At 69.2% G+C, this 25,036-nt stretch carries 18 protein-coding genes and 2 tRNA genes; 18 read left to right on the forward strand and 2 right to left on the reverse strand.

The features are described from left to right. The first annotated feature begins 188 nt into the window (after nt 1–188). Entirely contained in the window at nt 189–1,634 is a 1,446-nt protein-coding gene (locus ACFPZI_RS35340) for an NF041680 family putative transposase (protein WP_381371255.1), read from the forward strand. Between the two features lie 28 nt (nt 1,635–1,662). Continuing rightward, nucleotides 1,663–2,454 (forward strand): tyrosine-type recombinase/integrase, encoded by a 792-nt coding sequence (locus ACFPZI_RS35345; protein ID WP_381371256.1) that lies wholly within the window; start codon nt 1,663–1,665, stop codon nt 2,452–2,454. Nucleotides 2,455–2,523: 69 nt separating this feature from the next. On the opposite strand, the gene ACFPZI_RS35350 is transcribed toward ACFPZI_RS35345, so the two are convergent. Continuing rightward, nucleotides 2,524–2,594 (reverse strand) — tRNA-Gly (locus ACFPZI_RS35350). 167 nt (nt 2,595–2,761) lie between these two features. Here ACFPZI_RS35350 and ACFPZI_RS35355 point away from each other — a divergent pair. The 5 genes from ACFPZI_RS35355 (at nt 2,762) to clpX (ending at nt 7,711) form a co-directional block, all read left to right on the forward strand. Then, nucleotides 2,762–2,838: transfer RNA gene (locus ACFPZI_RS35355), tRNA-Pro, on the forward strand. 168 nt (nt 2,839–3,006) lie between these two features. Further along, a complete protein-coding gene (tig, locus tag ACFPZI_RS35360; RefSeq protein ID WP_381371257.1) occupies nt 3,007–4,440 on the forward strand; it encodes a trigger factor in 1,434 nt (477 codons plus the stop codon). 393 nt (nt 4,441–4,833) lie between these two features. Further along, a complete protein-coding gene (locus ACFPZI_RS35365) occupies nt 4,834–5,442 on the forward strand; it encodes an ATP-dependent Clp protease proteolytic subunit (protein ID WP_381371396.1) in 609 nt (202 codons plus the stop codon). Between the two features lie 112 nt (nt 5,443–5,554). Further along, nucleotides 5,555–6,235 carry an ATP-dependent Clp protease proteolytic subunit gene (locus ACFPZI_RS35370; RefSeq protein WP_055593250.1) on the forward strand — a complete coding sequence of 227 codons (681 nt, stop codon included), beginning with the start codon at nt 5,555–5,557 and terminating at the stop codon, nt 6,233–6,235. A gap of 189 nt (nt 6,236–6,424) precedes the next feature. Next, nucleotides 6,425–7,711: an ATP-dependent Clp protease ATP-binding subunit ClpX gene (gene clpX / locus ACFPZI_RS35375; protein ID WP_381371258.1), complete on the forward strand. Its 1,287-nt coding sequence runs from the start codon at nt 6,425–6,427 to the stop codon at nt 7,709–7,711. A gap of 101 nt (nt 7,712–7,812) precedes the next feature. Here the strand turns inward: clpX and ACFPZI_RS35380 are convergent, their stop codons facing one another. Beyond that, nucleotides 7,813–8,745 carry a hypothetical protein gene (locus ACFPZI_RS35380; protein WP_381371259.1) on the reverse strand — a complete coding sequence of 311 codons (933 nt, stop codon included), beginning with the start codon at nt 8,743–8,745 and terminating at the stop codon, nt 7,813–7,815. A 138-nt stretch (nt 8,746–8,883) separates the two neighbouring features. On the opposite strand from ACFPZI_RS35380, the gene ACFPZI_RS35385 reads away from it, so the two are divergent. The 11 genes from ACFPZI_RS35385 (at nt 8,884) to ACFPZI_RS35435 (ending at nt 24,982) form a co-directional block, all read left to right on the forward strand. Continuing rightward, nucleotides 8,884–11,505: a valine--tRNA ligase gene (locus ACFPZI_RS35385; RefSeq protein WP_381371260.1), complete on the forward strand. Its 2,622-nt coding sequence runs from the start codon at nt 8,884–8,886 to the stop codon at nt 11,503–11,505. 195 nt (nt 11,506–11,700) lie between these two features. Then, nucleotides 11,701–13,158 carry a bifunctional tetrahydrofolate synthase/dihydrofolate synthase gene (gene folC / locus ACFPZI_RS35390; protein ID WP_381371397.1) on the forward strand — a complete coding sequence of 486 codons (1,458 nt, stop codon included), beginning with the start codon at nt 11,701–11,703 and terminating at the stop codon, nt 13,156–13,158. Between the two features lie 6 nt (nt 13,159–13,164). After that, nucleotides 13,165–13,515, forward strand: coding sequence for a DUF4233 domain-containing protein (locus ACFPZI_RS35395; protein WP_381371261.1), 351 nt, complete (start codon nt 13,165–13,167; stop codon nt 13,513–13,515). A 70-nt stretch (nt 13,516–13,585) separates the two neighbouring features. Then, nucleotides 13,586–13,999 (forward strand): nucleoside-diphosphate kinase, encoded by a 414-nt coding sequence (gene ndk, locus ACFPZI_RS35400; protein WP_381371262.1) that lies wholly within the window; start codon nt 13,586–13,588, stop codon nt 13,997–13,999. Nucleotides 14,000–14,519: 520 nt separating this feature from the next. Then, a complete protein-coding gene (locus ACFPZI_RS35405) occupies nt 14,520–15,539 on the forward strand; it encodes a rod shape-determining protein (protein ID WP_381371263.1) in 1,020 nt (339 codons plus the stop codon). Between the two features lie 197 nt (nt 15,540–15,736). Beyond that, nucleotides 15,737–16,678 carry a rod shape-determining protein MreC gene (gene mreC / locus ACFPZI_RS35410; RefSeq protein WP_381371264.1) on the forward strand — a complete coding sequence of 314 codons (942 nt, stop codon included), beginning with the start codon at nt 15,737–15,739 and terminating at the stop codon, nt 16,676–16,678. Between the two features lie 13 nt (nt 16,679–16,691). Next, the gene (gene mreD / locus ACFPZI_RS35415) at nt 16,692–17,357 is read left to right on the forward strand and encodes a rod shape-determining protein MreD (protein WP_381371265.1); all 666 of its coding nucleotides are present in this window, start codon (nt 16,692–16,694) and stop codon (nt 17,355–17,357) included. Between the two features lie 307 nt (nt 17,358–17,664). Next, nucleotides 17,665–20,028, forward strand: coding sequence for a penicillin-binding protein 2 (gene mrdA / locus ACFPZI_RS35420; RefSeq protein WP_381371266.1), 2,364 nt, complete (start codon nt 17,665–17,667; stop codon nt 20,026–20,028). Next, a complete protein-coding gene (rodA, locus tag ACFPZI_RS35425) occupies nt 20,025–21,227 on the forward strand; it encodes a rod shape-determining protein RodA (protein WP_381371267.1) in 1,203 nt (400 codons plus the stop codon). Before mrdA ends, rodA begins: the two co-directional genes overlap by 4 nt. Nucleotides 21,228–21,338: 111 nt before the next feature. After that, the gene (locus ACFPZI_RS35430; protein ID WP_381371268.1) at nt 21,339–22,898 is read left to right on the forward strand and encodes a CYTH and CHAD domain-containing protein; all 1,560 of its coding nucleotides are present in this window, start codon (nt 21,339–21,341) and stop codon (nt 22,896–22,898) included. 119 nt (nt 22,899–23,017) lie between these two features. Next, entirely contained in the window at nt 23,018–24,982 is a 1,965-nt protein-coding gene (locus tag ACFPZI_RS35435; RefSeq protein ID WP_381371269.1) for a TIGR03960 family B12-binding radical SAM protein, read from the forward strand. The last annotated feature ends 54 nt before the right edge of the window (nt 24,983–25,036 follow it).

A 25,036-nucleotide genomic window follows, 5' to 3' on the forward strand; every position in this document is an offset into this window, starting at 1 on the left:
CGAAGATCACAAGCGGCAAACATCCAGGTCAGACACTTGATCGCTTGAAAAACAGCTTCTGAGCTTGGCGTTTAACGTCGCAGGTCACTCGACCTGCTGAGATCCCCGGGAACCGGCGGCACATGACGCGGCCGTTCTTCACGCTTCGAGATGTCGAGTAACGAAGCACGAGAGAACGGCCGCTGCGTATGAGTCTGCCCGTCGAGGCGCCCGCAGGCGAGGCATTGGGCGTGTTGTCCCGCTTTCGGGTCGAGTTCTACGACTGCCTCTACTCCCGCGCGGACGCACTCTTCGAGCTCACCGACGCGGTGCTGTGCGCGGACGGGCCGGTGAAAACCCTGGTCGAACTGTCGCTGGCGGTCGAGCACCGGCGCGGGCACGGTGCCCTGTACTCCGCCCTGGACCGGGGCTGGCTGGAGCCGACACGGTTGCGCCGCACGCTGGCCGGGCTGCCGCTGCCGAGGGCGGCCGACGGGCGCATCGTGCTCGCCGTGGACGTCAGCAACTGGCTGCGGCCCGACGCTCCCACCAGCGACGACCGACTCTTCTGCCACGTCTACGGACGCGGCGACCGCAGCTCGGACCAGCTGGTGCCCGGCTGGCCCTACTCCTTCGTCGCCGCCCTGGAGTCCGGCCGCACCTCCTGGGTCGCCCTGCTGGACGCCGTACGGCTCGGGCCGGCGGACGACGCGACCACTGTCACGGCCACCCAACTCCGCGATGTCATCGAGCGGTTGACGAGCGCAGGCCACTGGGCACCGGGCGATCCGGACATTGTGATCGTGATGGACTCCGGCTACGACGTCGCCTACCTGACCCACGCTCTCACCGACCTTCCCGTCGCGCTGGTCGGACGGCTGCGCTCGGACCGGGTCATGCTCCGTGACCCCGGCCCCGCCCGGTCGGGCCCCAGGGGCGGGCGTCCCCGACGGCATGGCGGCGTCCTCACGTTCAAGAAGCCCGACAGCTGGCACGAGCCGGATGTCACGACCGCCACGGACACCACCCGTTACGGCACGGCCACCGCGACGGCCTGGGACCGGATGCACCCCCGACTCACCCACCGCGGCCCCTGGCTGAACCATGCCAAGGAAGAACTCCCCATCCTGCACGGCACGTTGATCCGCCTTAAGGTCGAGCGCCTGCCCGGCGACCGCGACCCGAAACCGGTCTGGCTGTGGTGCTCGGCCACCGCCGCCGCACCGGCGGACGTGGACCGCTGGTGGCAGGTGTTCCTGCGCAGATTCGACCTGGAGCACACCTTCCGGCTGATGAAACAGACCCTCGGCTGGACCGCCCCGAAGGTCCGCCACGCGGACACCGCCGACCTGTGGACCTGGCTGATCATCGCCGCCCACACCCAGCTCCGTCTGGCCCGGCCGCTCGCCGAGGACCTGCGCCGCCCCTGGGAACGGCCTGCCGCACCGCGTCACCTCACCCCGGCCCGGGTGCGGCGGGGGTTTCGCAACGTCCGCGCGGCCACGGCCCGTCCGGCGGCCGCACCGAAACCGTCCCGGCCGGGGCCAGGACGGCCTGCAGGCTCGAAGAACAAACACCGGGCCAGGCACCACGACGTCGGCAAGACCGTCAAACGCGCCGAATCGATCAAGGAACACCAAGCCCAGCGACGTTAAACGCCAAGCTGAGATCTCGCCTCCGTTCGTGCGGCGCTGGCGTGCGGACAAGCTCGCCTCTGGTACCGGCCCGACGACGATCGCGAAGGCGTACGCCCTACTGCGGGCGATCCTGGGCACGGCCGTTGCCGACCAGATGATCCGGCGCAACCCTTGCACGATCAAGGGTGCCAGCACGGTGCACACTCCGGAGCGGCCCACTGCCACGGTGCAAGAGGTCTACGACTTGGCCGACGCGATCCAGCCGCGCTATCGGGCGCTCGTGCTCATGGCCGGGTTCCTCGGCCTGCGTTGGGGCGAGCTGATCGGGCTGCACCGCCGGGACATCGACCTGGAGGCCGGCGCTCTGCGGGTCCGCCGGGCGGTCACCGAACTGAACAACGGCGAGCGTGAGATCAAGGCACCCAAGAGCGCTGCGGGTAAGCGCACGGTGTCGATTCCGGCCGTCATCGTGCCGGACATCCGTGACCACCTGGAGCGCTACGCCGAACCTGGGGCGGACGGCCGGGTCTTCATCGGCGGCAAGGGGGCGACCCCGCGTCGGAACCACTTCAACCGGCTGTGGCACAAGGCGTGCGAAGCCGCGGGAATCAAGGGCCTGCACTTCCATGACCTTCGGCACACGGGCAACACCTTGGCCGCGTCCACGGGGGCCAGCACGCGGGAGCTGATGTCCCGGATGGGTCACAGCACTGCCCGCGCCGCGCTGATCTATCAGCACGCGAGCGCCGACCGCGACCGGCTGATCGCTGACGCGCTGAGCGGCCTGGTCGACAGAGGTCGGAAGCCGAAGGGGCACGCAGGGGACACGGCGGACTGAACACCGCTTCGGGAAACGATCAGGGCCAGGCTGAGGAATGATCCTCCGACCTGGCCCTGAGCCGTACAGAGCGGGCGACGGGAATCGAACCCGCGTAGCTAGTTTGGAAGACTAGGGCTCTACCATTGAGCTACGCCCGCACATCGCGTACCGCACGCTCTGGGGGCGCGGCACTGACAGGCATCGTAGCGGGTGGTGCGCCCTCGCCGCACACCGCGTGCCCGTTTCGGCCCCGGCGTCGCACCACGCCCGGTGGAATGCGGCGGCCCGACCGGGCGGCGGCATGTACCCTACGTGTCGCACCAGACGGGGTGTGGCGCAGCTTGGTAGCGCGTCCGCTTTGGGAGCGGAAGGCCGTGGGTTCAAATCCCGCCACCCCGACCAGTCATCCGATCACCGCCAGTGATCGACTTTGGGACGCTGTAGTCGCTGCCGTTACTATGCAAGCTGCACGCCCGTGTGTCTCATCGTCTGAAGTCTCCGGGCTGCGAAACGGCCGGACCGTTCTGGTCCCGGTGGAAATCCAGAAGTCAGCCACAAGGAGACCGAACCGTGAAGAGCGCCGTGGAGACCCTGAACCCGACTCGGGTTCGGCTCACTGTCGAGGTGCCCTTCGAGGAGCTCAAGGACAGCCTCGACGCGGCGTACAAGAAGATCAACCAGCAGGTCACGGTGAAGGGCTTCCGTAAGGGCAAGGTCCCGGCCCGGGTCATCGACCAGCGGTTCGGCCGCGGTGCGGTGCTGGAGGAGGCGGTCAACGACGCGCTCCCGAAGTTCTACACCGGCGCGGTCAACGAGGCCGAGCTGAACCCGCTGGGCCAGCCCGAGATCGACATCACGGAGCTGAAGGACGGCGAGACGCTGAACTTCACCGCCGAGGTCGACATCCGCCCGACCATCGAGATCCCGGACTACTCCGGCATCGAGGTCGAGGTCGACGCCGTCGAGGTCACCGAGGAGGACATCGACAAGGCCGTCGAGGAGCTGCGTGAGCGCTTCGCCTCCACCTCCCCGGTCGAGCGCGCCGCCGAGGACGGCGACGTCGTCACGATCGACCTCGAGGCCAAGGTCGACGGCGAGGTCCTCGAGGACGGCATCGCCAACGGCGTCTCCTACACCATCGGCTCCGGCGAGCTGCTGGACGGCGTCGACGCCGCGGTGACGGGCCTGTCGGCCGACCAGGAGGCCACCTTCGCCTCCGAGCTGAAGGGCGGCTCCGCAGTCGGCAAGGAGGCCGAGGTCACCGTCAAGGTCACCCAGGTCGCCAAGCGCGAGCTGCCCGAGCTGGACGACGAGTTCGCGCAGCTCGCCTCCGAGTTCGACACCCTCGAGGAGCTGCGCGCGGACAGCCGCAAGCGCCTGGAGAACATGAAGCAGTACGACCAGGCCACGCAGGCCCAGGAGCGCGTCCTGGACAAGCTGCTCGAGCTGGTCGAGGTTCCCGTCCCCGAGAAGCTGCTCGAGGACGAGATCAACACCCGTAAGCACAACCTCGAGCACCACCAGCTCGGCCAGATGGGCCTCGACCTCGAGAAGTACCTCGAGATCCAGGGCAAGACCGCCGAGGAGTTCGACACCGAGACCCGCGAGGCCGCGGTCAAGGGCATCAAGACCCAGTTCGTGCTCGACGAGCTGGTCAACCAGGAGAAGCTGAACGTCAACCAGGAGGAGCTCACCGAGCACCTCATGCGGCGCGCGGCCTCCTCCGGCATGTCCCCCGACCAGTTCGCGCAGGCGGTCGTCGAGGGCGGTCAGGTTCCGCTCCTGGTCGGCGAGGTCGCCCGCGGCAAGGCCCTGGCCGCCGTGGTCGAGAAGGCCGTGGTCAAGGACACCAACGGCGAGATCATCGACCTCGACGACGAGGACGAGGACGAGACCGCCGAGGCCCCCGCCGCGGACGCCGAAGAGGCCCCTGCCGAGGCCAAGGCCGCCGACGCCGACGCCAAGGCCGACGATGCCAAGGCCGAGGAGAAGACCGAGGGCTGACCCTCGCGTCGCCGCTGACGGACGTATGACGGGCCCCGGACCTTCACGCCGGGGCCCGTCTGCCGTACGGCAGGGCAGCACGCCCAGGGGGCGCGCGGGGCTGTACCGACGTGAGGCTCCGCCGCGTGGGCGCGACCAGCCACTCACGACCCGCAGACCCGCACCGGCGGATCCGCCCACGGCGCGAGGACCCGGCGCACCCGGCGGAGCAACCTGCGCTCACAGCGAACACCCCCCGCTGCGGGATTCCCTGAAGGGGCCCGCGCGTTAGGGTCCATGAATACGAGGGCAGGGGAGTCCGCGAGCACGGCCGGACGGCCCCACGCCCCGGCAGAACACGTGAGACGGCCCGGCGCCGTCGTAAGACGAGCAGGTGGATACGTGACGAATCTGATGCCTTCAGCCGCCGGCGAGCCTTCCATCGGTGGTGGCCTCGGCGACCAGGTCTACAACCGGCTGCTCAACGAGCGGATCATCTTCCTCGGCCAGCAGGTCGACGACGACATCGCCAACAAGATCACCGCACAGCTGCTGCTCCTTGCCGCCGATCCGGACAAGGACATCTACCTCTACATCAACAGCCCCGGCGGCTCGATCACCGCCGGCATGGCGATCTACGACACCATGCAGTTCATCAAGAACGACGTGGTGACCATCGCCATGGGCCTCGCGGCCTCGATGGGTCAGTTCCTGCTCAGCGCGGGCACGCCCGGCAAGCGCTTCGCGCTGCCGAACGCGGAGATCCTGATCCACCAGCCCTCCGCCGGCCTGGCCGGCTCGGCCTCGGACATCAAGATCCACGCCGAGCGACTGCTGCACACCAAGAGGCGCATGGCCGAGCTCACCTCGCAGCACACCGGCCAGTCGGTCGAGCAGGTCACCCGCGACTCGGACCGCGACCGCTGGTTCGACGCCTTCGAGGCCAAGGAGTACGGCCTCATCGACGACGTCATCCCCACGGCCGCGGGCATGCCGGGCGGCGGCGGCACCGGGGCGGCCTGAGCGGCCCACGGGAGCCACACGGCCCCGTAGGACCCCCCACCGGACCCCTCCAGGGTCCGGTGGCAGCCCCAGCAGCCCCGGCGACCGCCTCAGCCCCTTTCCAGGAGACACCGTGAACGACTTCCCCGGCAGCGGCCTGTACGACCGCACCCGTGCCGAGTACACCGGCCCCGCGGCCGAGTCCCGCTACGTCATCCCGCGCTTCGTCGAGCGCACCTCCCAGGGCATCCGCGAGTACGACCCGTACGCGAAGCTCTTCGAGGAGCGCGTGATCTTCCTCGGCGTCCAGATCGACGACGCCTCCGCCAACGACGTCATGGCGCAGCTGCTGTGCCTGGAGTCGATGGACCCCGACCGGGACATTTCCGTCTACATCAACAGCCCCGGCGGCTCCTTCACCGCCCTCACGGCGATCTACGACACCATGCAGTACGTGAAGCCCGACGTGCAGACGGTCTGCATGGGCCAGGCGGCCTCCGCCGCCGCCGTGCTGCTCGCCGCCGGTACGCCCGGCAAGCGCATGGCGCTGCCGAACGCGCGCGTGCTGATCCACCAGCCGTACAGCGAGACCGGCCGCGGCCAGGTCTCCGACCTGGAGATCGCCGCCAACGAGATCCTCCGCATGCGTGCGCAGCTCGAGGACATGCTGGCCAAGCACTCCACCACGCCGGTCGAGAAGATCCGCGAGGACATCGAGCGCGACAAGATCCTCACGGCCGAGGACGCGCTGAGCTACGGCCTGATCGACCAGATCATCACCACCCGGAAGATGGACAACTCCAGCCTGCGCTGACGCGTGGGGCCCGAGAGGCTGTATCGTCTGCCGCCCCTTGGCATGGTTCATGACGCTCCACGTCGAAGCGAACCGTGCCGAGGGGGGCCCGAACGGGGGGCCCGGCAAGGTACCGTCGGACATAAGGCAGCACCAGGAGTCGCTGGACGTTGACGTCCAGGCGGCTCCCAGGCGAAGGGGAAGCACACCGTGGCACGCATCGGTGACGGCGGCGATCTGCTCAAGTGCTCGTTCTGCGGCAAGAGCCAGAAGCAGGTCAAGAAGCTCATCGCAGGGCCCGGTGTGTACATCTGCGACGAGTGCATCGACCTCTGCAACGAGATCATCGAGGAAGAGCTCGCCGAGACCAGTGAGGTCCGCTGGGAGGAACTTCCCAAGCCCCGCGAGATCTACGAGTTCCTCGAGGGATACGTGGTCGGCCAGGAACCGGCCAAGAAAGCCCTCTCCGTCGCGGTGTACAACCACTACAAGCGAGTCCAGGCCGGGGAGAACGGCGGCGCCCAAGGCCGCGAGGACGCCATCGAGTTGGCGAAGTCCAACATCCTGCTGCTGGGCCCCACCGGCTCCGGCAAGACCCTTCTCGCCCAGACCCTCGCCCGCATGCTGAACGTCCCGTTCGCGATCGCGGACGCCACCGCCCTCACCGAGGCCGGGTACGTCGGCGAGGACGTCGAGAACATTCTGCTGAAGCTGATCCAGGCCGCCGACTACGACGTCAAGAAGGCCGAGACCGGCATCATCTACATCGACGAGATCGACAAGGTCGCGCGCAAGAGCGAGAACCCGTCGATCACGCGCGACGTGAGCGGCGAGGGCGTCCAGCAGGCCCTGCTGAAGATCCTCGAGGGCACCACCGCGTCCGTCCCGCCGCAGGGCGGCCGCAAGCACCCGCACCAGGAGTTCATCCAGATCGACACGACGAACGTCCTGTTCATCGTGGGCGGTGCCTTCGCGGGCCTGGAGAAGATCATCGAAGGCCGGGCCGGCGCCAAGGGCATCGGTTTCGGCGCGACGATCCGCTCCAAGCGGGAGATCGAGTCCAAGGACCAGTTCGAGCAGGTCATGCCGGAGGACCTGGTCAAGTTCGGCATGATCCCCGAGTTCATCGGCCGGCTCCCGGTCATCACCTCGGTCCACAACCTCGACCGCGAGGCCCTGCTCCAGATCCTGGTCGAGCCGCGCAACGCGCTCGTCAAGCAGTACCAGCGCCTCTTCGAACTCGACGGCGTGGAGCTGGACTTCGAGCGCGAGGCCCTCGAAGCCATCGCCGACCAGGCCATCCTCCGTCAGACCGGCGCCCGCGGCCTGCGCGCCATCATGGAGGAAGTCCTCCAAGGCGTCATGTACGAGGTCCCGTCCCGCAAGGACGTCGCCCGCGTGGTCATCACCGCGGACGTGGTCCTCTCCAACGTCAACCCGACCCTGATCCCGCGCGACGCCCGCGGCCGCGGACCGGGCGAGCAGAAGACGGCGTAGCGGCCGGCGGCAGCAGCCGTTCCCCGCACAGGTGAAGGGCCCCGGTCGAGTGACCGGGGCCCTTCACGCTTCACGTACCACGCCGGGACACGCGCGACGTACTACGCCGGGACGCGCACGTCGTTGCGGAGCTTCGTGGTGATGTCCGCGGCGGTGTCCTTCGTGATGTCCTTGGTGTTGTCACCGGGGGAGACGACGGCGACCGTGCTGTAGTCGGCCCAGATGCAGAACCAGTTGGTGGTCGGCTTCTTGGTGAGGTTGTTGTTGCCCTTGCCGGCCTGGCACTTCATGACCGCACCGTCGAGGTCGACCGCCTCGGGCTCGCCCACCAGCTCGGTCAGGAGCTCGTTGGACGAGTTCTCCTTGGTCTCCTTCTTGATGTTGGCGAAGAGCTTGTCCACGGCCGCCTCGGGGTCCTCGACCTTGCCGTAGGCGCCGATGAACGTCACGCCCCTCGCCGTGAGCAGCTCTTCCTTGCCGGGGATGTCGGCCGGGTCGGGGTCCGTGGGGTCGTACCTGCTGAAGTCGGCCGTCGAGTAGGAGGCACCCACCGACTTGCCGTTCTTCACACCGCCCTTGGCCAGGTCCTTCGTGGTGCTGGAGCTCGAGTCCTCGCCGCCTTCACCGACACGCGTGTACTCGCCCATCACCTTCTCCGGCGCCGAGAGCTTGTGCGGGCCGTCGTCCTCCAGGCCACCGCCGCCCCCGCCGATCACGAAGTACACGCCGACACCAATCGCCGCCACGACCGCCACCGTGCCGATGATCCAGCCGGCCTTCTTGGCGCTGCCGCCCGGCGGCGGGGGCTGGGGCGCGCCGTACGGGGCCTGGCCGTACGGGGGCTGCTGCGGCGGGACACCCTGGCCGGGCTGGGGCGGGTAGCCGTACCCGGGCTGGCCGGGCGGCGGGCCCTGCTGGGGGTAACCGTAGCCGGGCTGCGGAGCCTGCGGCTGCTGGCCGTAGGGACCCGGCTGACCGTACGGTCCGGGCTGCTGGGGCTGCCCGCCGTACGGGCCCGGCTGGTTGTAGCTCATCGTCTGGGTTCCCCTCCAGATGCTTATGTGTCGTTGACATCCTGTCTCAGCTGCGGCGTGATCAGGCCATCGGGGGGTGCACCGTTACAAAGGAATCGCGTTTCGGGACTGGGCCGTGACACCTCTAAACTGAGGCGCGTGACCGAGAACTCTCAGCAGCCGCAGCCGCCCACCTCCGAACTGCCGACCCAGTACGCGCCGGCCGATGTAGAGAGGCCGCTGTACGAGCGCTGGGTGGAGCGGGGCTATTTCGAGGCGGACGCGAAGAGCGAGAAGCCCCCGTACACCGTCGTCATCCCCCCGCCGAACGTCACGGGCAGCCTGCACCTCGGGCACGCCTTCGAGCACACCCTCATCGACGCCCTGACCCGTCGCAAGCGCATGCAGGGGTACGAGACGCTGTGGCAGCCCGGCATGGACCACGCCGGCATCGCCACGCAGAACGTCGTCGAGCGGGAACTCGGCAAGGAGGGCAAGTCCCGGCACGACCTGGGCCGGGAGGCATTCGTCGAGCGGGTCTGGCAGTGGAAGGGCGAGTCCGGCGGCCAGATCTCCGGGCAGATGCGCCGCCTCGGCGACGGCGTCGCCTGGTCCCGCGAGCGCTTCACCATGGACGAGGGGCTGTCCCAGGCCGTCCAGACCATCTTCAAGCGGCTCTACGACGACGAGCTGATCTACCGTGCCGAGCGCATCATCAACTGGTGCCCGCGCTGTCTGACCGCCATCTCGGACATCGAGGTCGCGTACCAGGACGACGACGGCGAACTCGTCTCCATGAAGTACGGCGACGGGGACGACACCATCGTCGTCGCCACCACCCGCGCCGAGACGATGCTCGGCGACACGGCCGTCGCCGTCCACCCCGAGGACGAGCGGTACCGGCACCTGATCGGCAAGCTCATCAAGCTGCCGCTGACCGACCGCTCCATCCCGGTCGTCGCCGATGAGCACGTCGACCCCGAGTTCGGCACCGGCGCCGTCAAGGTGACCCCGGCCCACGACCCGAACGACTTCGAGATCGGCCGCCGCCACGACCTGCCGGCCCTCACCGTGATGGACGAGCACGCCGTCATCACCGTCCACGGCCCCTTCCAGGGCCTGGACCGGCTCGAGGCCCGCTCCGCCATCGTCGCCGCGCTGCGCGCCGAGGGCCGGATCGTCGCCGAGAAGCGGCCGTACTCCCACAGCGTCGGCCACTGCTCGCGCTGCAAGACCACCGTCGAGCCGCGGCTGTCCCTGCAGTGGTGGGTCAAGGTCGGCCCGCTGGCGAAGGCCGCCGGTGACGCCGTCCGCGACGGCCGCGTCAAGATCCACCCGCAGGAGATGGAGAAGCGGTACTTCGACTGGGTCGACAACCTCCACGACTGGTGCATCTCCCGGCAGCTGTGGTGGGGCCACCGGATTCCCGTCTGGTACGGGCCGGACGGCGAGGTCGTCTGCGTCGGACCCGACGACGAGGCGCCCAGCGGCGAGGGCTGGCACCAGGACACCGATGTCCTCGACACCTGGTTCTCCTCCGGCCTGTGGCCCTTCTCGACGCTGGGCTGGCCCGAACAGACGGAATCGCTCGCGAAGTTCTACCCGAACTCCGTCCTGGTCACCGGCTACGACATCCTCTTCTTCTGGGTCGCCCGGATGATGATGTTCGGCCTGTACGCGATGGACGGCACCCCGCCGTTCCACACCATCGCCCTGCACGGCATGGTCCGCGACCAGTTCGGCAAGAAGATGTCGAAGTCCTTCGGCAACGCGGTCAACCCGCTGGACTGGATGGACAAGTACGGCAGCGACGCGCTGCGCTTCACCCTCGCGCGCGGCGCCAACCCCGGTGTCGACGTGCCGATCGGCGAGGACTGGGTCCAGGGCTCCCGCAACTTCGCCAACAAGATCTGGAACGCGACCCGCTTCGCCCTGATGAACGGCGCGACGGTGGACGGCCCGCTGCCGGACGCGTCGACGATGTCGTCCACCGACCGCTGGATCCTCTCCCGGCTGAACTCGGTCGTCGCCGAAGTCGACGCGTACTACGACGACTTCCAGTTCGCCAAGCTGTCCGACGCCTTGTTCCACTTCGCGTGGGACGAGGTCTTCGACTGGTACGTCGAGCTGTCCAAGACGACGTTCCAAGCGGGCGGCGAGCCGGCCGAGGTCAGCAAGCGGGTCCTCGGCGAGGTCCTGGACGTCACGCTGCGGCTGCTGCACCCGGTGGTCCCGTTCGTCACCGAGACGCTGTGGACGACGCTGACCGGCGGCGAGTCGGTCGTCATCGCCGACTGGCCCAAGGACAGCGCCTTCCGGGACGCCGGCGCGGAGCGGGAGATCGAGACCCTCCAGTCCGTCATCACCGAGGTCCGCCGCTTCCGCGCCGACCAGGGCCTGCAGCCCGGCCAGCGGGTCCCGGCCCGGCTGTCCCTCGACGGTTCGGCGCTCGCCCCGCACGAGGCGGCGATCCGGCAGCTGCTGCGCCTCCAGCCGGAGGGCGACGCGTTCACCGCGACGGCGACCCTGCCGGTGGCGGGCGTCGAGGTCGCCCTGGACCTGTCCGGAGTGATCGACTTCGAGGCGGAGCGCAAACGCCTCACCAAGGACCTCGAGGCCGCGCGGAAGGAGCGCCGGCAGGCGGAGGCCAAGCTGGGCAACGAGGCGTTCCTGGCCAAGGCGCCCGACCACGTGGTCGACAAGATCCGTACGCGGCTGGCCAAGGCGGACGAGGACATCGCCCGCATCGGGACCCAGCTGGAGCGGCTCCCGAAGGCGTAGCCCCCGGCCGTCCCACCTCCTCGAAAGCCCCCGGAGCCCGAGCGGTTCCGGGGGCTTTCGGCTGCCGTGAGGCGGATGCGGGCGGATACGTAGACTGGCCCCGTGAGCGACCTCCCCCCGAACGGCAACCACGACGACCACGACGATCACGACGACCGGCCGGATCCTCTCTACCCTCTCGACTCCTTCGAGGAGATGATCGAGGCGGAGACCCACCGGGACCCCGACCTCGCGGTGATCGAAGCAGGCAGCCGCACCCTGCGCACCCAGGGCGGCCCGCCCGAGTCCGACGTGCCCGCGCGGCCGGAGGACCCCGAGGTCGCCCAGGCGCTGCGGGAGGTCGAGGGGGAACTGGCGACCCGCTGGGGCGAGACCAAGCTGGAGCCGTCCCTGAGCCGGGTCGCCGCGCTGATGGACGTACTGGGCGAGCCGCAGCGCGCCTACCCGTCGATCCACATCACCGGCACCAACGGCAAGACGTCCACCGCCCGCATGATCGAGGCCCTCCTCGGCGCCTTCGAACTGCGCACCGGGCGCTACACCTCGCCGCACGTCCAGTCGGTCACCGAGCGGATCAGCCTCGACGGCGCGCCGGTCTCCGCCGAGCGGTTCGTGGAGACGTACCGGGACATCGCGCCGTACATCGAGATGGTCGACGCGCAGCAGGAGCACCGGCTGTCCTTCTTCGAGGTGCTCACCGGCATGGCGTACGCGGCCTTCGCCGACGCGCCGGTGGACGTCGCCGTGGTCGAGGTCGGCATGGGCGGCAGCTGGGACGCCACCAATGTGATCGACGGCAGCGTCGCCGTGGTGATGCCGATCGACCTCGACCACACCGACCGGCTCGGCACCACGCCCGCCGAGATCGCCACCGAGAAGGCCGGCATCATCAAGCCGGACGCGACGGTGATCATGGCCCAGCAGCCGGTCGACGCGGCCCAGGTGCTGCTGAGGAAGGCCGTCGAGGCCGACGCGACCGTGGCCCGGGAAGGGCTGGAGTTCGGCGTCGTCGCCCGGCAGGTAGCCGTCGGCGGCCAGCAGGTGACCCTGCGCGGCCTCGGCGGCGAGTACCCCGAGGTGTATCTGCCGCTGCACGGCGCCCACCAGGCGCACAACGCCGCCGTGGCGCTCGCCGCCGTGGAGGCGTTCTTCGGCGTCGGCGCCCAGCGCGCCGAGCCGCTGGACATCGACACCGTCCGCAAGGCCTTCGCCGCCGTCGCCTCACCGGGCCGGCTGGAGGTCGTACGCCGGTCGCCCACCGTCGTGCTGGACGCCGCCCACAACCCGGCGGGCGCGCGGGCCGCGGCCGGGGCGATCGGGGAGGCGTTCCAGTTCAGCCGGCTCATCGGCGTGGTCGGCGCGAGCGGCGACAAGAACGTGCGCGGGCTGCTGGAGGCCTTCGAGCCGGTCTTCGCCGAGGTCGTCGTCACGCAGAACTCCAGCCACCGCGCGATGGACGCCGACGAACTGGCGGGGATCGCCGTCGAGGTGTTCGGCGAGGACCGCGTCCAGGTCGAACCCCGGCTGCCCGACGCGCTGGAGGCGGCGATCACGCTCGCCGAGGAGGAGGGCGAGTTCACCGGCGCCGGTGTGCTCGTCACCGGTTCCGTCATCACCGTCGGCGAGGCCCGACTGCTTCTGGGGAAGGGCTGAGACACCGTGCGTACACTCTGCGCGTCGACCCTGATCGGCGAGTTCTTCGTCATCGGTTTCGCCGGACTGGTCGCGATGAAGGACCCGGACCTGGCGACGGGAACCGTGTGGACGGTCTGCGGCATCGCCATGTTCCTGTCCGTGGCCCTGTGCGGGGTGATCACCCGGCCCGGCGGCATCGCCCTCGGCTGGGCCCTGCAGATCGTCCTGATCGTCTCCGGCGTCGTCGTCCCGATGATGTTCATCCTGGGCGCGCTGTTCGCGGTGCTGTGGTGGGCCTCGGTGCACTACGGACGCAAGATCGACGAGGCGAAGGCCCGGTTCGCCGCCCGAGCCGAGCAGCCTGACGCTGCGTGACAGGCCCGGAGCCCTGCCCGGTAACCTTCACACCACCCCGCACCACCCTTGAAACATAAGGAGCTCCGCCGTGACCCAGCGCACCCTCGTCCTTCTCAAGCCCGACGCCGTCCGTCGAGGCCTGACCGGCGAGATCATCAGCCGCATCGAGCGCAAGGCCGGCTGGCAGCTCACCGCCCTGGAGCAGCGGACCCTGGACCGTGCCATTCTGGAGCAGCACTACGCGGAGCACATCGGCCGCCCGTTCTACGAGCCGCTGATGGAGTTCATGGCCTCCGGCCCGGTCGTGGTGATGATCGTCGAGGGCGAGCGGGTCATCGAGGGTGTGCGTCAACTGGCCGGTCCGACCGACCCGGTCGCCGCGGCCCCGGGGTCGATCCGCGGGGACTTCGGTGTCATCGTCCGGGAGAACCTGATCCACGCCTCCGACTCCGAGGAGTCCGCCGAGCGCGAGGTGAAGATCTTCTTCCCGGGCCGCGCCTGACGGTCGCGGGCAACACCGTTCGTATCGGCCGCGTGTGACGGCCACGCGGGTATCGGCCGTGCCTGTCGATCGCCGGCGTGCGTGACGGCCGTGCGTATCGATCGCCCGCGTAGGTCCATGTGGCGTAACCGCCGGGCATAACGAATGCGTACGACGGTTGTGTACGACACGCGTACAACACGTGGTGCGAAGGCCACGCGCAACGATCACCCGCCGGGGCCGTGCATAACAATCGCATAGCGGCCGTGGGCTGCGGTTTTGGCCGCCTGGCGACGGTCTGGGGGCTTTGCCCCCAGACCTTTTTGACATACGAGCGGCGTTCGGGGGAACGAGTGCCCCCGATGGCCCGTCTCCACAAGCAACGGCACCCGCCATCTGATGACAATGGCGAAGACCCTCGCGCCGTGTTCGCGAAGGCGCGTCTACGATGGAAGCCTTCGCGTCACCGCACCCACCTCGCCTACCTGAAAAGCCCTCAAAAGCCAGTGGGAAGGCCAGACGAATCCTCATGGGGAACTCTATGTCGTTCATCGGCCGTGACATGGCTGTCGACCTCGGGACCGCCAACACGCTGGTGTACGTCAGGGGTCGCGGAATCGTACTCAATGAGCCGTCCGTCGTCGCGATCAACACCAATACCGGTGGCATCCTCGCGGTCGGGTCCGAGGCGAAGAAGATGATCGGGCGCACCCCCGGCAACATCGTTGCCGTCCGTCCGCTGAAGGACGGCGTCATCGCCGACTTCGAGATCACCGAACGGATGCTCCGCTACTTCATTCTGAAGATCCACAAGCGGCGCCATCTGGCCCGCCCACGGGTCGTCGTCTGTGTCCCCTCCGGCATCACGGGTGTGGAGCGCCGTGCCGTCATCGAGGCCTCGTCCCAGGCCGGCGCCCGCCAGGTGCACATCATCGAGGAGCCCATGGCCGCGGCCATCGGCTCCGGCCTGCCGGTCCACGAGGCCACGGGCAACATGGTGGTGGACATCGGCGGCGGCACCACGGAGGTCGCGGTCATCTCCCTCGGCGGCATCGTCACCGCCCAGTCCATCCGGGTCGCGGGCGACGAACTGGACAACGCGATCATCCAGCACATCAAGAAGGAGTACTCCCTTCTGCTGGGTGAGCGCTCGGCCGAGCAGATCAAGATCACCATCGGTTCGGCGTACGACCTCGACTCCGACGAACACACCGAGATCCGCGGCCGGGACCTTGTCTCCGGGCTGCCCAAAACCGTGGTCATCTCCGCCGGCGAAGTCCGCAAGGCGATCGAGGATCCCGTCAACTCGATCGTGGACGCCGTCAAGACCACTCTCGACAAGTGCCCGCCGGAACTGTCCGGCGACATCATGGACCGGGGCATCGTGCTGACCGGCGGTGGCGCTCTGCTGCGCGGTCTGGACGAGCGGCTGCGCCGGGAGACGGGCATGCCCATCCACATCGCCGAGGACCCGCTGGACAGCGTGGCGCTCGGTTCCGGAAAGTGCGTCGAGGAGTTCGAGGCGCTCCAGAAGGTGCTGGACGCCCAGCCGCGCAGATGACACAGCTCTTCGATTCCGCCGTACGGGACGAACTCCTCTCGTACGGCGGATCGTTGATATAGAGACATGAGCTCCACTCATACTTTCCGACAGTTCCCCAAGACTCTCGAACATTCCTGACCACTCCTGCTCCTGACAACTTCTGACGACTCCCGTTCTCGCTACCCGTTTCGACGAGGAAGGCACGGCCGCCGCACGTGAGGGACACACGAGAGAGCCGGCTGCTCCTGGTGCTGCTGATCACCACCGCTTTCGCACTGATCACGGTGGACATCCGCGGCGGAGAGGATTCACCGGTCGACGGTGCCCGGCAGGCCGCGGCCACGGTCTTCGGCCCGATCGAGAACGGAGTGTCCGGCGCGGTCGACCCGATCGGCAACGCGGTCGCCGCGGTCCGTGACTCCGGTGACCGGCACGACCGGCTCGCCGCACTCGAGCGGGAGAACGCCGCGCTCAAGGCCGAACTCGGCAGTGACGACCGCAACCGCAGCAGAACCAAGCAGCTCGACGAGGTGCTGAAGGTCGCCGGCCAGGGCCAGTACGGCATCAAGGGCGCCCAGATCATCGCCATAGGAGCGGCCCAGGGCTTCTCCTGGACCATCACCATCGACGTCGGCGCCAACGACGGCATCGAGCGCGACATGACCGTCCTCAACGGCGACGGACTCGTCGGCCGGGTCACCACCGTCGGCCCGCACACCGCCACCGTGCTGCTCGCCAACGACCCCGACTTCACCGTGGGCACCCGCATGGAGGCCGGCGACGAACTCGGCTTCGCCTCCGGCCAGGGCGACCAACTCCTGCGCGTCGAACTCCTCAACGGCAAGGCCGAGATCAAGAAGGGCGACCGGCTGGTCACCTTCGGCTCCCAGGCCGACAAGCCGTTCGTGCCCGGCGTCCCCGTCGGCACCGTCTCCCGCGTCGACCCCTCCGGCGGTGATCTCACCCGCACCCTCTACGTCACGCCGTTCGTCAGCTTCACCAAGCTCGACATCGTCGGCGTCGTCGTCCAGGCCCCGAAGCAGGACCCGCGCGACACGGTGCTGCCCAAGAAGCCGAAGCCGACGCCCACGCCGACCGTCACGGTGACCGTCACACCGTCCGCCCCTGCCGGCGGCCAGGACCAGCAAGAGCAGTAGGAGCTGTCACCCCATGCGCGTCAACCGGATCCTGCTCTCCAGCTCGCTGATCGTCGTCGCCCTGGTGATCCAGGTGAGCGTCCTCGCCCGCCTCCACCTCCCGGGCGCCGTTCCCGACCTGCTCCTTCTCACCGTCCTCGGCCTCGCCCTGGTCTACGGTCATGTCGGCGGCTCCCTCATCGGCTTCGGCGCCGGGCTCCTCGCCGACCTCGCACCGCCCGCCGACCACGCCGTCGGCCGCTACGCCCTCGTGCTGTGTGTCATCGGCTACCTCGCCGGGCTGGTCAAGCCCGAGTCCGGCCAGGTGAGATCGGCGACCGGCCCCATGGCCGTGGTGGTCGCCGCCGCGGTCGGTTCCACCCTGCTCTACGCCGGCGTCGGTGCCCTCGTCGGTGACACCGCCGCCCGCCATGTCGGCCTCGGCGGACTGCTCTTCAGCGCAGCCCTGTACGACCTGCTGCTCGCCCCGTTCGTCGTCCCCGGTGTCATGGCCCTGGCCCGCCGCGCGGAGAACGATCCGCTCGCCGAGAGCAACTCCGCCAAGTCCGCAGACCTCGCCTCCGGCTGGAACTCCGGCGGCACCGGGCTGCGCATCGGCGCCCAGCGAGGCCTTCGCGCGAAGGCGGCGCGGGCACGGGTGGCCCGCGCGGGCCGCATCAAAGGGGTGAAGCGCCTGTGACCTCGCGGGACTTCAGCGAACAGGACTTCACCGGGGACTCCGGGGGCTCCGGGGGCTCCGGACCGGACTTCACCGGAAAGGGTGAACGGCGGCGGAACCCCGCCGGGCGGCCCCGCCGTTCATCACTCGTACACGTGGCACTCGCACGCACGGCAGTCGCACGCACAGCAGTCGCACGCACAGCAGTCGCACGCACAGCAGTCGCACGCACAGCAGTCGCACGCACAGCAGTCGCACGCACAGCAGTCGCACGCACAGCAGTCGTACACGCACCGTCGTACGCGCACGGAGAGGGGGAGGAAGCCGCGTGACCAACATTCCCGAGACCGGGCGCAGCACACGGGTCCAGATCCGGCTCGTCGTCATCCAGGTTCTCGTTCTCTCCCTCCTCGGCACCCTCGGCGGGCGCCTGTGGTACCTCCAGATCCGCGAGGGCGCCGAGTACGCCAAGAAGGCCTCCGGCAACCACGTCCAGCAGGTCGTCCGGCCCGCGGTCCGCGGCTCCATCCTGGACGCCCGCGGAGTGGCCCTCGCCGACAACGAGACCCGGCTGGTCGTCTCCGCCTCCCGCACCGAGCTCATGAAGATGCGGGACGACGGCAAGGCGGTTCTCACCAATCTCGCCGATGTCCTCGGCATGCCCGCCAAGGACGTCATCGAGAAGGTCCGGCTGTGCGACGCCGAGACCCCCCAGCCCTGCTGGAACGGCTCGCCGTACCAGCCCATCCCCATCACCGACGAGGCCACCGCCAAGCAGGCCCTGCAGATCCGCGAGCGCGCCGAGGACTTCCCCGGCATCACCGCGGAGCCCCAGGCCGTACGCCGGTACGCGGCCCCCGGGCAGGCCAACACCGCCCAGGTCCTCGGCTACCTCTCGCCCGTCACCGACGACGAACTCCAGAAGGCGCAGGACACCGACTCGCCGTACCTGCGCTCCGACCAGGTCGGCCGCTCCGGCCTGGAGCGCGAGTACGACAAGGAGCTGCGCGGCAAGGCCGGCGTCACCCGCTACGAGGTCGACAACCTCGGCCGGGTCATCGGCGAGGCCGAGGCCGACGCCGCCGAACCCGGCGCCAACCTCGTCACCAGCATCGACGCCCGTGTCCAGCGGGTCGCCGAGTACGAGCTGAACGAGGCGATGAAGCAGGCCCGCAAGGAGATGGACCGCAACACCAACCGCCTCTACGAGGCCGACTCCGGGGCCGTCGTCGTCATGGAGGCCAAGACCGGCCGGGTCGTCGCGATGGCCTCCAACCCGAGCTACGACCCCAACGCCTGGGTCGGCGGCATCTCCGGCAAGGACTACGCCAACCTCACCGGCAAGGACTCCAACTACCCGCTGCTGAACCGCGCCATCCAGGGCCAGTCGGCACCCGGCTCCATCTTCAAGGTCATCCCGACCGCCGCCGCGGTCAACGCCGGGTACTCCTTCGACGGGCCCTACGAGTGCTCCAGCTCGTACTCCATCGGCGGCCAGGTCTTCAAGAACTTCGAGTCCCAGAGCCACGGCGCCATCAGCCTCGGCCGTGCCCTCGAGGTCTCCTGCGACACCGTCTTCTACCGCCTCGCCCACGAGGAGTGGAAGCGCGACGGCGGCAACAAGCCGAAGAAGAACGCCAAGGACTGGTTCTACAAGACCTCCCACCAGTTCGGCCTCGGCGAGCTGACCGGCATCGACCTGCCCAACGAGGTCACCGGCCGGGTTCCCGACCGGCAGTGGAAGCTCGACTACTGGGAGGCCAACAAGGACGCCTGGTGCAAGTCCGGCAAGAAGGGCGGCAGTTACGTCGAGCAGATCGCCTACGAGAACTGCCTCGAAGGCAACCGCCTGCGCGCCGGTGACTCCGTCAACTACTCCATCGGCCAGGGCGACACCCTCGTCACCCCCATCCAGATGGCCTCCGTCTACGCGGCCCTCGCCAACGGCGGCACGCTTTACCAGCCCACCGTCGGCAAGGCCGTCATCAGCCCCGACGGCAAGCAGGTCACGGAGATCGAGCCCGAGGCGCAGAGCAAGCTGCCGGTGACCAAGAAGACCCTCGCGGAAATGGACGGAGCCCTCGAGGGCGTCGCCACCCGCGGTACGGCCGCCTGGCGGTTCGGCGGCTGGCCGCAGGACGAGATCCCGATGCACGCCAAGACCGGCACCGCGGAGGTCTACGGAAAGCAGACCACTTCCTGGTTCGCCACCTACACCAAGGACTACGCGGTCGTCATGACGATCTCCCAGGGTGGTACCGGCTCCGGCGCCTCGGGCCCCGCCGTGCGCAACATCTACAACGCGCTGTACGGCGTCTCCCCGGACGGCGCCATCGACAAGAAGAGGGCACTGCTGCCCACCCCGCAGAAGACGCTGCCCAAGGTCAGGACGGACGGCACCATCGTCTCCCCGAAGATCTCCAAGGACCCGGCCAAGGACCAGAGGGCCGCCGCGGAGAGCGAGCAGGCACCCGACGGCCAGGAGCAGGGCGCGACCACGACCACGCCCCCGCCCGTCAACCGCGACACCCGCCGCCGCGACGCACGGCGGGGCGGCGCACGGCGGGGCGGCGGCAGACAGGGTGACCGGCCGTCAGGCGACGGACGGACGGGCGACGGACCACAGGGCGACGGACATCGGCGCGGCGCCCTCCGGGCGCGCCGCGCGGCAGGCCGGAGGGCGGCGACATGACCGGCGGAGTCAACAGCTTCCACATCTCCGGATACGGACCCGAGCGAGCCGGCTGGACGCGGCTCTTCGCCCGCGACTCCCTGGCCCGGCGCCTCGACTGGCCGATACTGCTGGCCGCGATCGCCCTGTCGCTGCTCGGCTCCCTCCTGGTCTTCTCGGCGACCCGCAACCGCACCGAGATCAACCAGGGCGACCCGTACTACTTCCTGATCCGGCACTGGCTGAACACCGGCATCGGCCTGGCCCTGATGATCGCCATGCTCTGGCTCGGCCACCGCGCCCTGCGCACCGCCGTGCCGGTCCTCTACGGCTTCTCGATCCTGCTGATCCTGCTGGTGCTCACCCCGCTGGGCTCCACCATCAACGGCGCCCACTCCTGGATCAAGCTCGGCGGCGGCTTCTCGATCCAGCCCTCCGAGTTCGTGAAGCTCACGATCATCCTGGGCATGGCGATGCTGCTCGCCGCCCGTGTCGACGCGGGCGACAAGCCCCATCCCGACCACCGCACGGTCCTCCAGGCACTGGGACTGGCAGCCGTCCCCATGCTGGTCGTGATGCTGATGCCCGACCTCGGTTCGGTCATGGTCATGGTCGTCATCGTGCTCGGCATCCTGCTCGCCTCCGGCGCCTCCAACCGGTGGATCTTCGGCCTGATCGGCACCGGCGCGATCGGCGCGATCACCGTCTGGCAGCTCGGGGTGCTCGACGAGTACCAGATCAACCGCTTCGCCGCCTTCGCCAACCCCGAGCTCGACCCCGCCGGCGTCGGCTACAACACCAACCAGGCCCGCATCGCCATCGGCTCCGGCGGTCTCACCGGCTCCGGACTCTTCGAGGGCTCGCAGACCACCGGCCAGTTCGTGCCCGAGCAGCAGACCGACTTCGTCTTCACCGTCGCCGGAGAGGAACTCGGCTTCGTCGGCGGCGGGCTCATCATCGTCCTGCTCGGCATCATCCTGTGGCGCGCCTGCCGCATCGCCCGCGACACCACCGACCTGTACGGCACCATCGTCGCCGCCGGCATCGTCGCCTGGTTCGCCTTCCAGTCCTTCGAGAACATCGGCATGACCCTCGGCATCATGCCGGTCACCGGTCTGCCCCTGCCGTTCGTGTCCTACGGCGGCTCGTCGATGTTCGCGGTGTGGCTGGCCGTGGGCCTCCTGCAGTCGATCAGACTGCAACGCCCGCTGTCCGCTTAACCCGATCCGGCCGATCCGGCCCACAGGCCTCCTCGTCCCACCGATCGGTTTCCCCGGCACCGACCGGGGAAACCGATCGGTGGGACCACCGGCGACGAGTAGATTCGGGTCATGACGGACACAAAGCGAGAAGTCGAGCGAAAGTACGAGTCAGGCGACAGTGGACTTCCCGACCTGACCGGCGTTCCCGGTGTCGAGTCCATCATCGACCGGGGTGTGGCCCACCTCGACGCCACCTACTACGACACCGCCGACGAGCGCCTCGCCGCCGCCTCCCTCACCCTCCGCAGGCGCACCGGCGGCTCCGACGCCGGCTGGCACCTGAAGTTCCCCGTGGCCCCCGGCGTGCGCGACGAGATCCACGCCCCGCTCTCCGACACCCTCCCGGAGAGCCTCGCCCGGCTCGTCCGCTCCCGTGTCCGCGACACCGAACTGAGCCCCGTGGTCCGGCTGCGCTCCGACCGGGACCTGCGCCACCTCCTCGACGCCGCCGGCCGGCTCCTCGCCGAGATCAGCGTCGACGCCGTGCGCGCCGAACGTCTCACCGGCAACGGCGGCACCGCCCGGTGGACCGAGATCGAGGTCGAACTCGCCCACGACGGCGACCCCGCCTTCCTCGACAAGGTCGACAAACGGCTCCGCAAGGCGGGCATCCGCCCGTCGAAGGCGCCCTCCAAACTGGCGCGAGCCCTTGCCGAGACCGCACCGACCGGCCTTTCCGAGGAAGTCGCCCCCGTTCCCGCACCCGCCCCGGCCGCGGCACCGAAGCAGAAGCACCGCAGCCGCCCGGTCGGGAAACCCGTCACCGCCGGTGACCACGTCCTCGCCTACGTCCGCGCCCAGCGGGACGCGCTCGTCGAACTCGACCCCGCGGTACGCCAGGACGTACCCGACTCCGTGCACCGCATGAGGGTCGCCACCCGCCGCCTGCGCAGCACCTTCCGTTCCTTCCGGTCCGTCCTGGACCGGGAGACCACCGACCCGATCGGCGTCGACCTGAAGTGGCTGGCCGCCGAACTCGGCCTGGACCGCGACCAGGAAGTACTCGCCGAGCGCCTGCTGTCGGCCCTGGACGAACTGCCCGACGCCCTTGTCTCCGGCCCCGTCCGCGAGCGGCTGACCGCCTGGTCCGAGACCGGCCACAGAGGAGCCCACGGCAAGGTCACCGCCGTCCTCGACTCCCGCCGCTACCTCACCCTGCTCGACACCCTCGATGCCCTGCTGGCCGACCCGCCCCTGCGGAAGAAGGCCGCGGGCGACCCGGGCAAGGTCCTCGCCAAGGACGTGAGCAAGGACCTCGCCAAGGTGTCCGGCCTAGTCACCCAGGCCCTGGACCTCCCACCCGGCCACGACCGCGACGTCGCCGTCCACGAGGCCCGCAAGAAGACCAAGCGCACCCGTTACGCCGCCGAGGCAGCCGGCCCGGCCCTCAAGGCTCCCGCCAAGGACCTGGTCAAGAACATGAAGGCGCTCCAGGGCCTGCTCGGCGACCACCAGGACAGCGTCATGGCCCGCCGGACCCTGCGCGAACTGTCCGCCGTCGCCCACGCGGCGGGGGAGAGCGCCTTCACCCACGGCCTGCTCTACGGACACGAGGAACGCCGCGCGGAGATCGCCGAGGCGGCGCTCCCGGAAACCTGGACATCCATCAGGAACAGCACCGACTTCTGACGCCGTCCACCGCCTCCGGCCGGCGTGCGGGGGGACCTCCCCAACCGGGTTAGGCTGGGTGGTCACCCGCCCCCAGCCCCGGCCGGGGGAACCCCGGCCCGCACACAAAGGTTCCCGAGATGCCTGCCGAAGCCGCCGAGTCTGTGTTCCCACAGCTCGAAGCTCTGCTCCCGCATGTGCAGAAGCCGATCCAGTACGTCGGCGGAGAGCTCAACTCCACGGTCAAGCCTTGGGACAGCTGCGACGTCCGCTGGGCACTCATGTATCCCGACGCGTACGAGGTCGGACTGCCCAACCAGGGCGTCATGATCCTCTACGAGGTGCTCAACGAGCAGGACGGCGTCCTCGCCGAACGCACCTACAGCGTCTGGCCGGACCTGGAGGAGCTGATGCGCGAGCACCGCGTCCCCCAGTTCACGGTCGACGGCCACCGCCCGGTCAAGGCCTTCGACGTGTTCGGCCTGAGCTTCTCCACCGAACTCGGCTACACCAACATGCTCACCGCCCTGGACCTGTCCGGCATCCCGCTCGAGGCCAAGGACCGCGGCCTGGACGACCCGATCGTCATGGCCGGCGGCCACGCCGCGTTCAACCCCGAGCCGATCGCCGACTTCATCGACTGCGCCGTCCTCGGCGACGGCGAGCAGGCCGTCCTCGAGGTCACCCGGATCGTCCGGGCCTGGAAGGAGGAGGGCCGCCCCGGCGGCCGCGAGGAACTCCTCTTCCGCCTGGCCAGGACCGGCGGCGTGTACGTCCCCGGCTTCTACGACGTCGAGTACCTTCCCGACGGCCGCATCGCCCGCGTCGTACCGAACAGGTCGGGCGTCCCGTGGCGCGTCTCCAAGCACACGGTCATGGACCTCGACGAGTGGCCCTACCCCAAGCAGCCCCTCGTCCCGCTCGCCGAGACGGTCCACGAACGCATGTCGGTGGAGATCTTCCGCGGCTGCACCCGCGGCTGCCGCTTCTGCCAGGCCGGCATGATCACCCGCCCGGTGCGCGAGCGCTCCATCACGGGCATCGGCGACATGGTCGAAAAGGGCCTCAAGGCCACCGGCTTCGAGGAGGTCGGCCTCCTCTCCCTCTCCTCCGCCGACCACTCGGAGATCGGCGACATCGCCAAGGGCCTCGCCGACCGCTACGAAGAGGACAAGGTCGGCCTCTCGCTGCCCTCCACCCGTGTGGACGCCTTCAACGTGGACCTGGCCAACGAGCTGACCCGCAACGGCCGCCGTTCCGGCCTCACCTTCGCCCCCGAGGGCGGCTCGGAGCGCCTGCGCAAGGTCATCAACAAGATGGTCTCCGAGGACGACCTGATCAGGACCGTCGCCACGGCCTACGGCAACGGCTGGCGGCAGGTGAAGCTGTACTTCATGTGCGGCCTGCCCACCGAGACCGACGACGACGTCCTCCAGATCGCCGACATGGCGATGAACGTCATCCAGAAGGGCCGTGAGGTCTCCGGCTCGGGCGACATCCGCTGCACGGTCTCCATCGGCGGCTTCGTCCCCAAGCCGCACACCCCCTTCCAGTGGGCCCCGCAGCTCTCGGCCGAGGAGACGGACGCCCGCCTGACCAAGCTGCGCGACAAGATCCGCGGAGACAAGAAGTACGGCCGCTCCATCGGCTTCCGCTACCACGACGGCAAGCCCGGCATCATCGAGGGCCTGCTCTCCCGCGGCGACCGCCGCGTCGGCGCGGTCATCCGCGCGGTCTACGAGGACGGCGGCCGCTTCGACGGCTGGCGCGAGCACTTCTCCTACGACCGCTGGATGCGCTGCGCCGACAAGTCCCTGGCCCAGTTCGGCGTGGACCTCGACTGGTACACCACCCGCGAACGCGCCTACGAGGAGGTCCTCCCCTGGGACCACCTCGACTCCGGACTCGACAAGGACTGGCTCTGGGAGGACTGGCAGGACGCCCTCGACGAGACAGAGGTCGAGGACTGCCGCTGGACCCCGTGTTTTGACTGCGGCGTGTGCCCTCAGCTCGACACAAGTATTCAAATCGGACCGACGGGCAAGAAGTTGCTCCCGCTGACGGTGAAGAACGCGGCGCCCGCTCCCAGCGGTGCGACGTCCTGAGCCGTCGTCCTGAGACGTCCAGTGGGCCCACTCCGGAACATCGGAGTGGCCCCA

Origin of the sequence: Streptomyces chlorus (genome assembly GCF_042655885.1) — a bacterium.
GTDB classification, from domain to species: Bacteria; Actinomycetota; Actinomycetes; order Streptomycetales; family Streptomycetaceae; genus Streptomyces; species Streptomyces chlorus.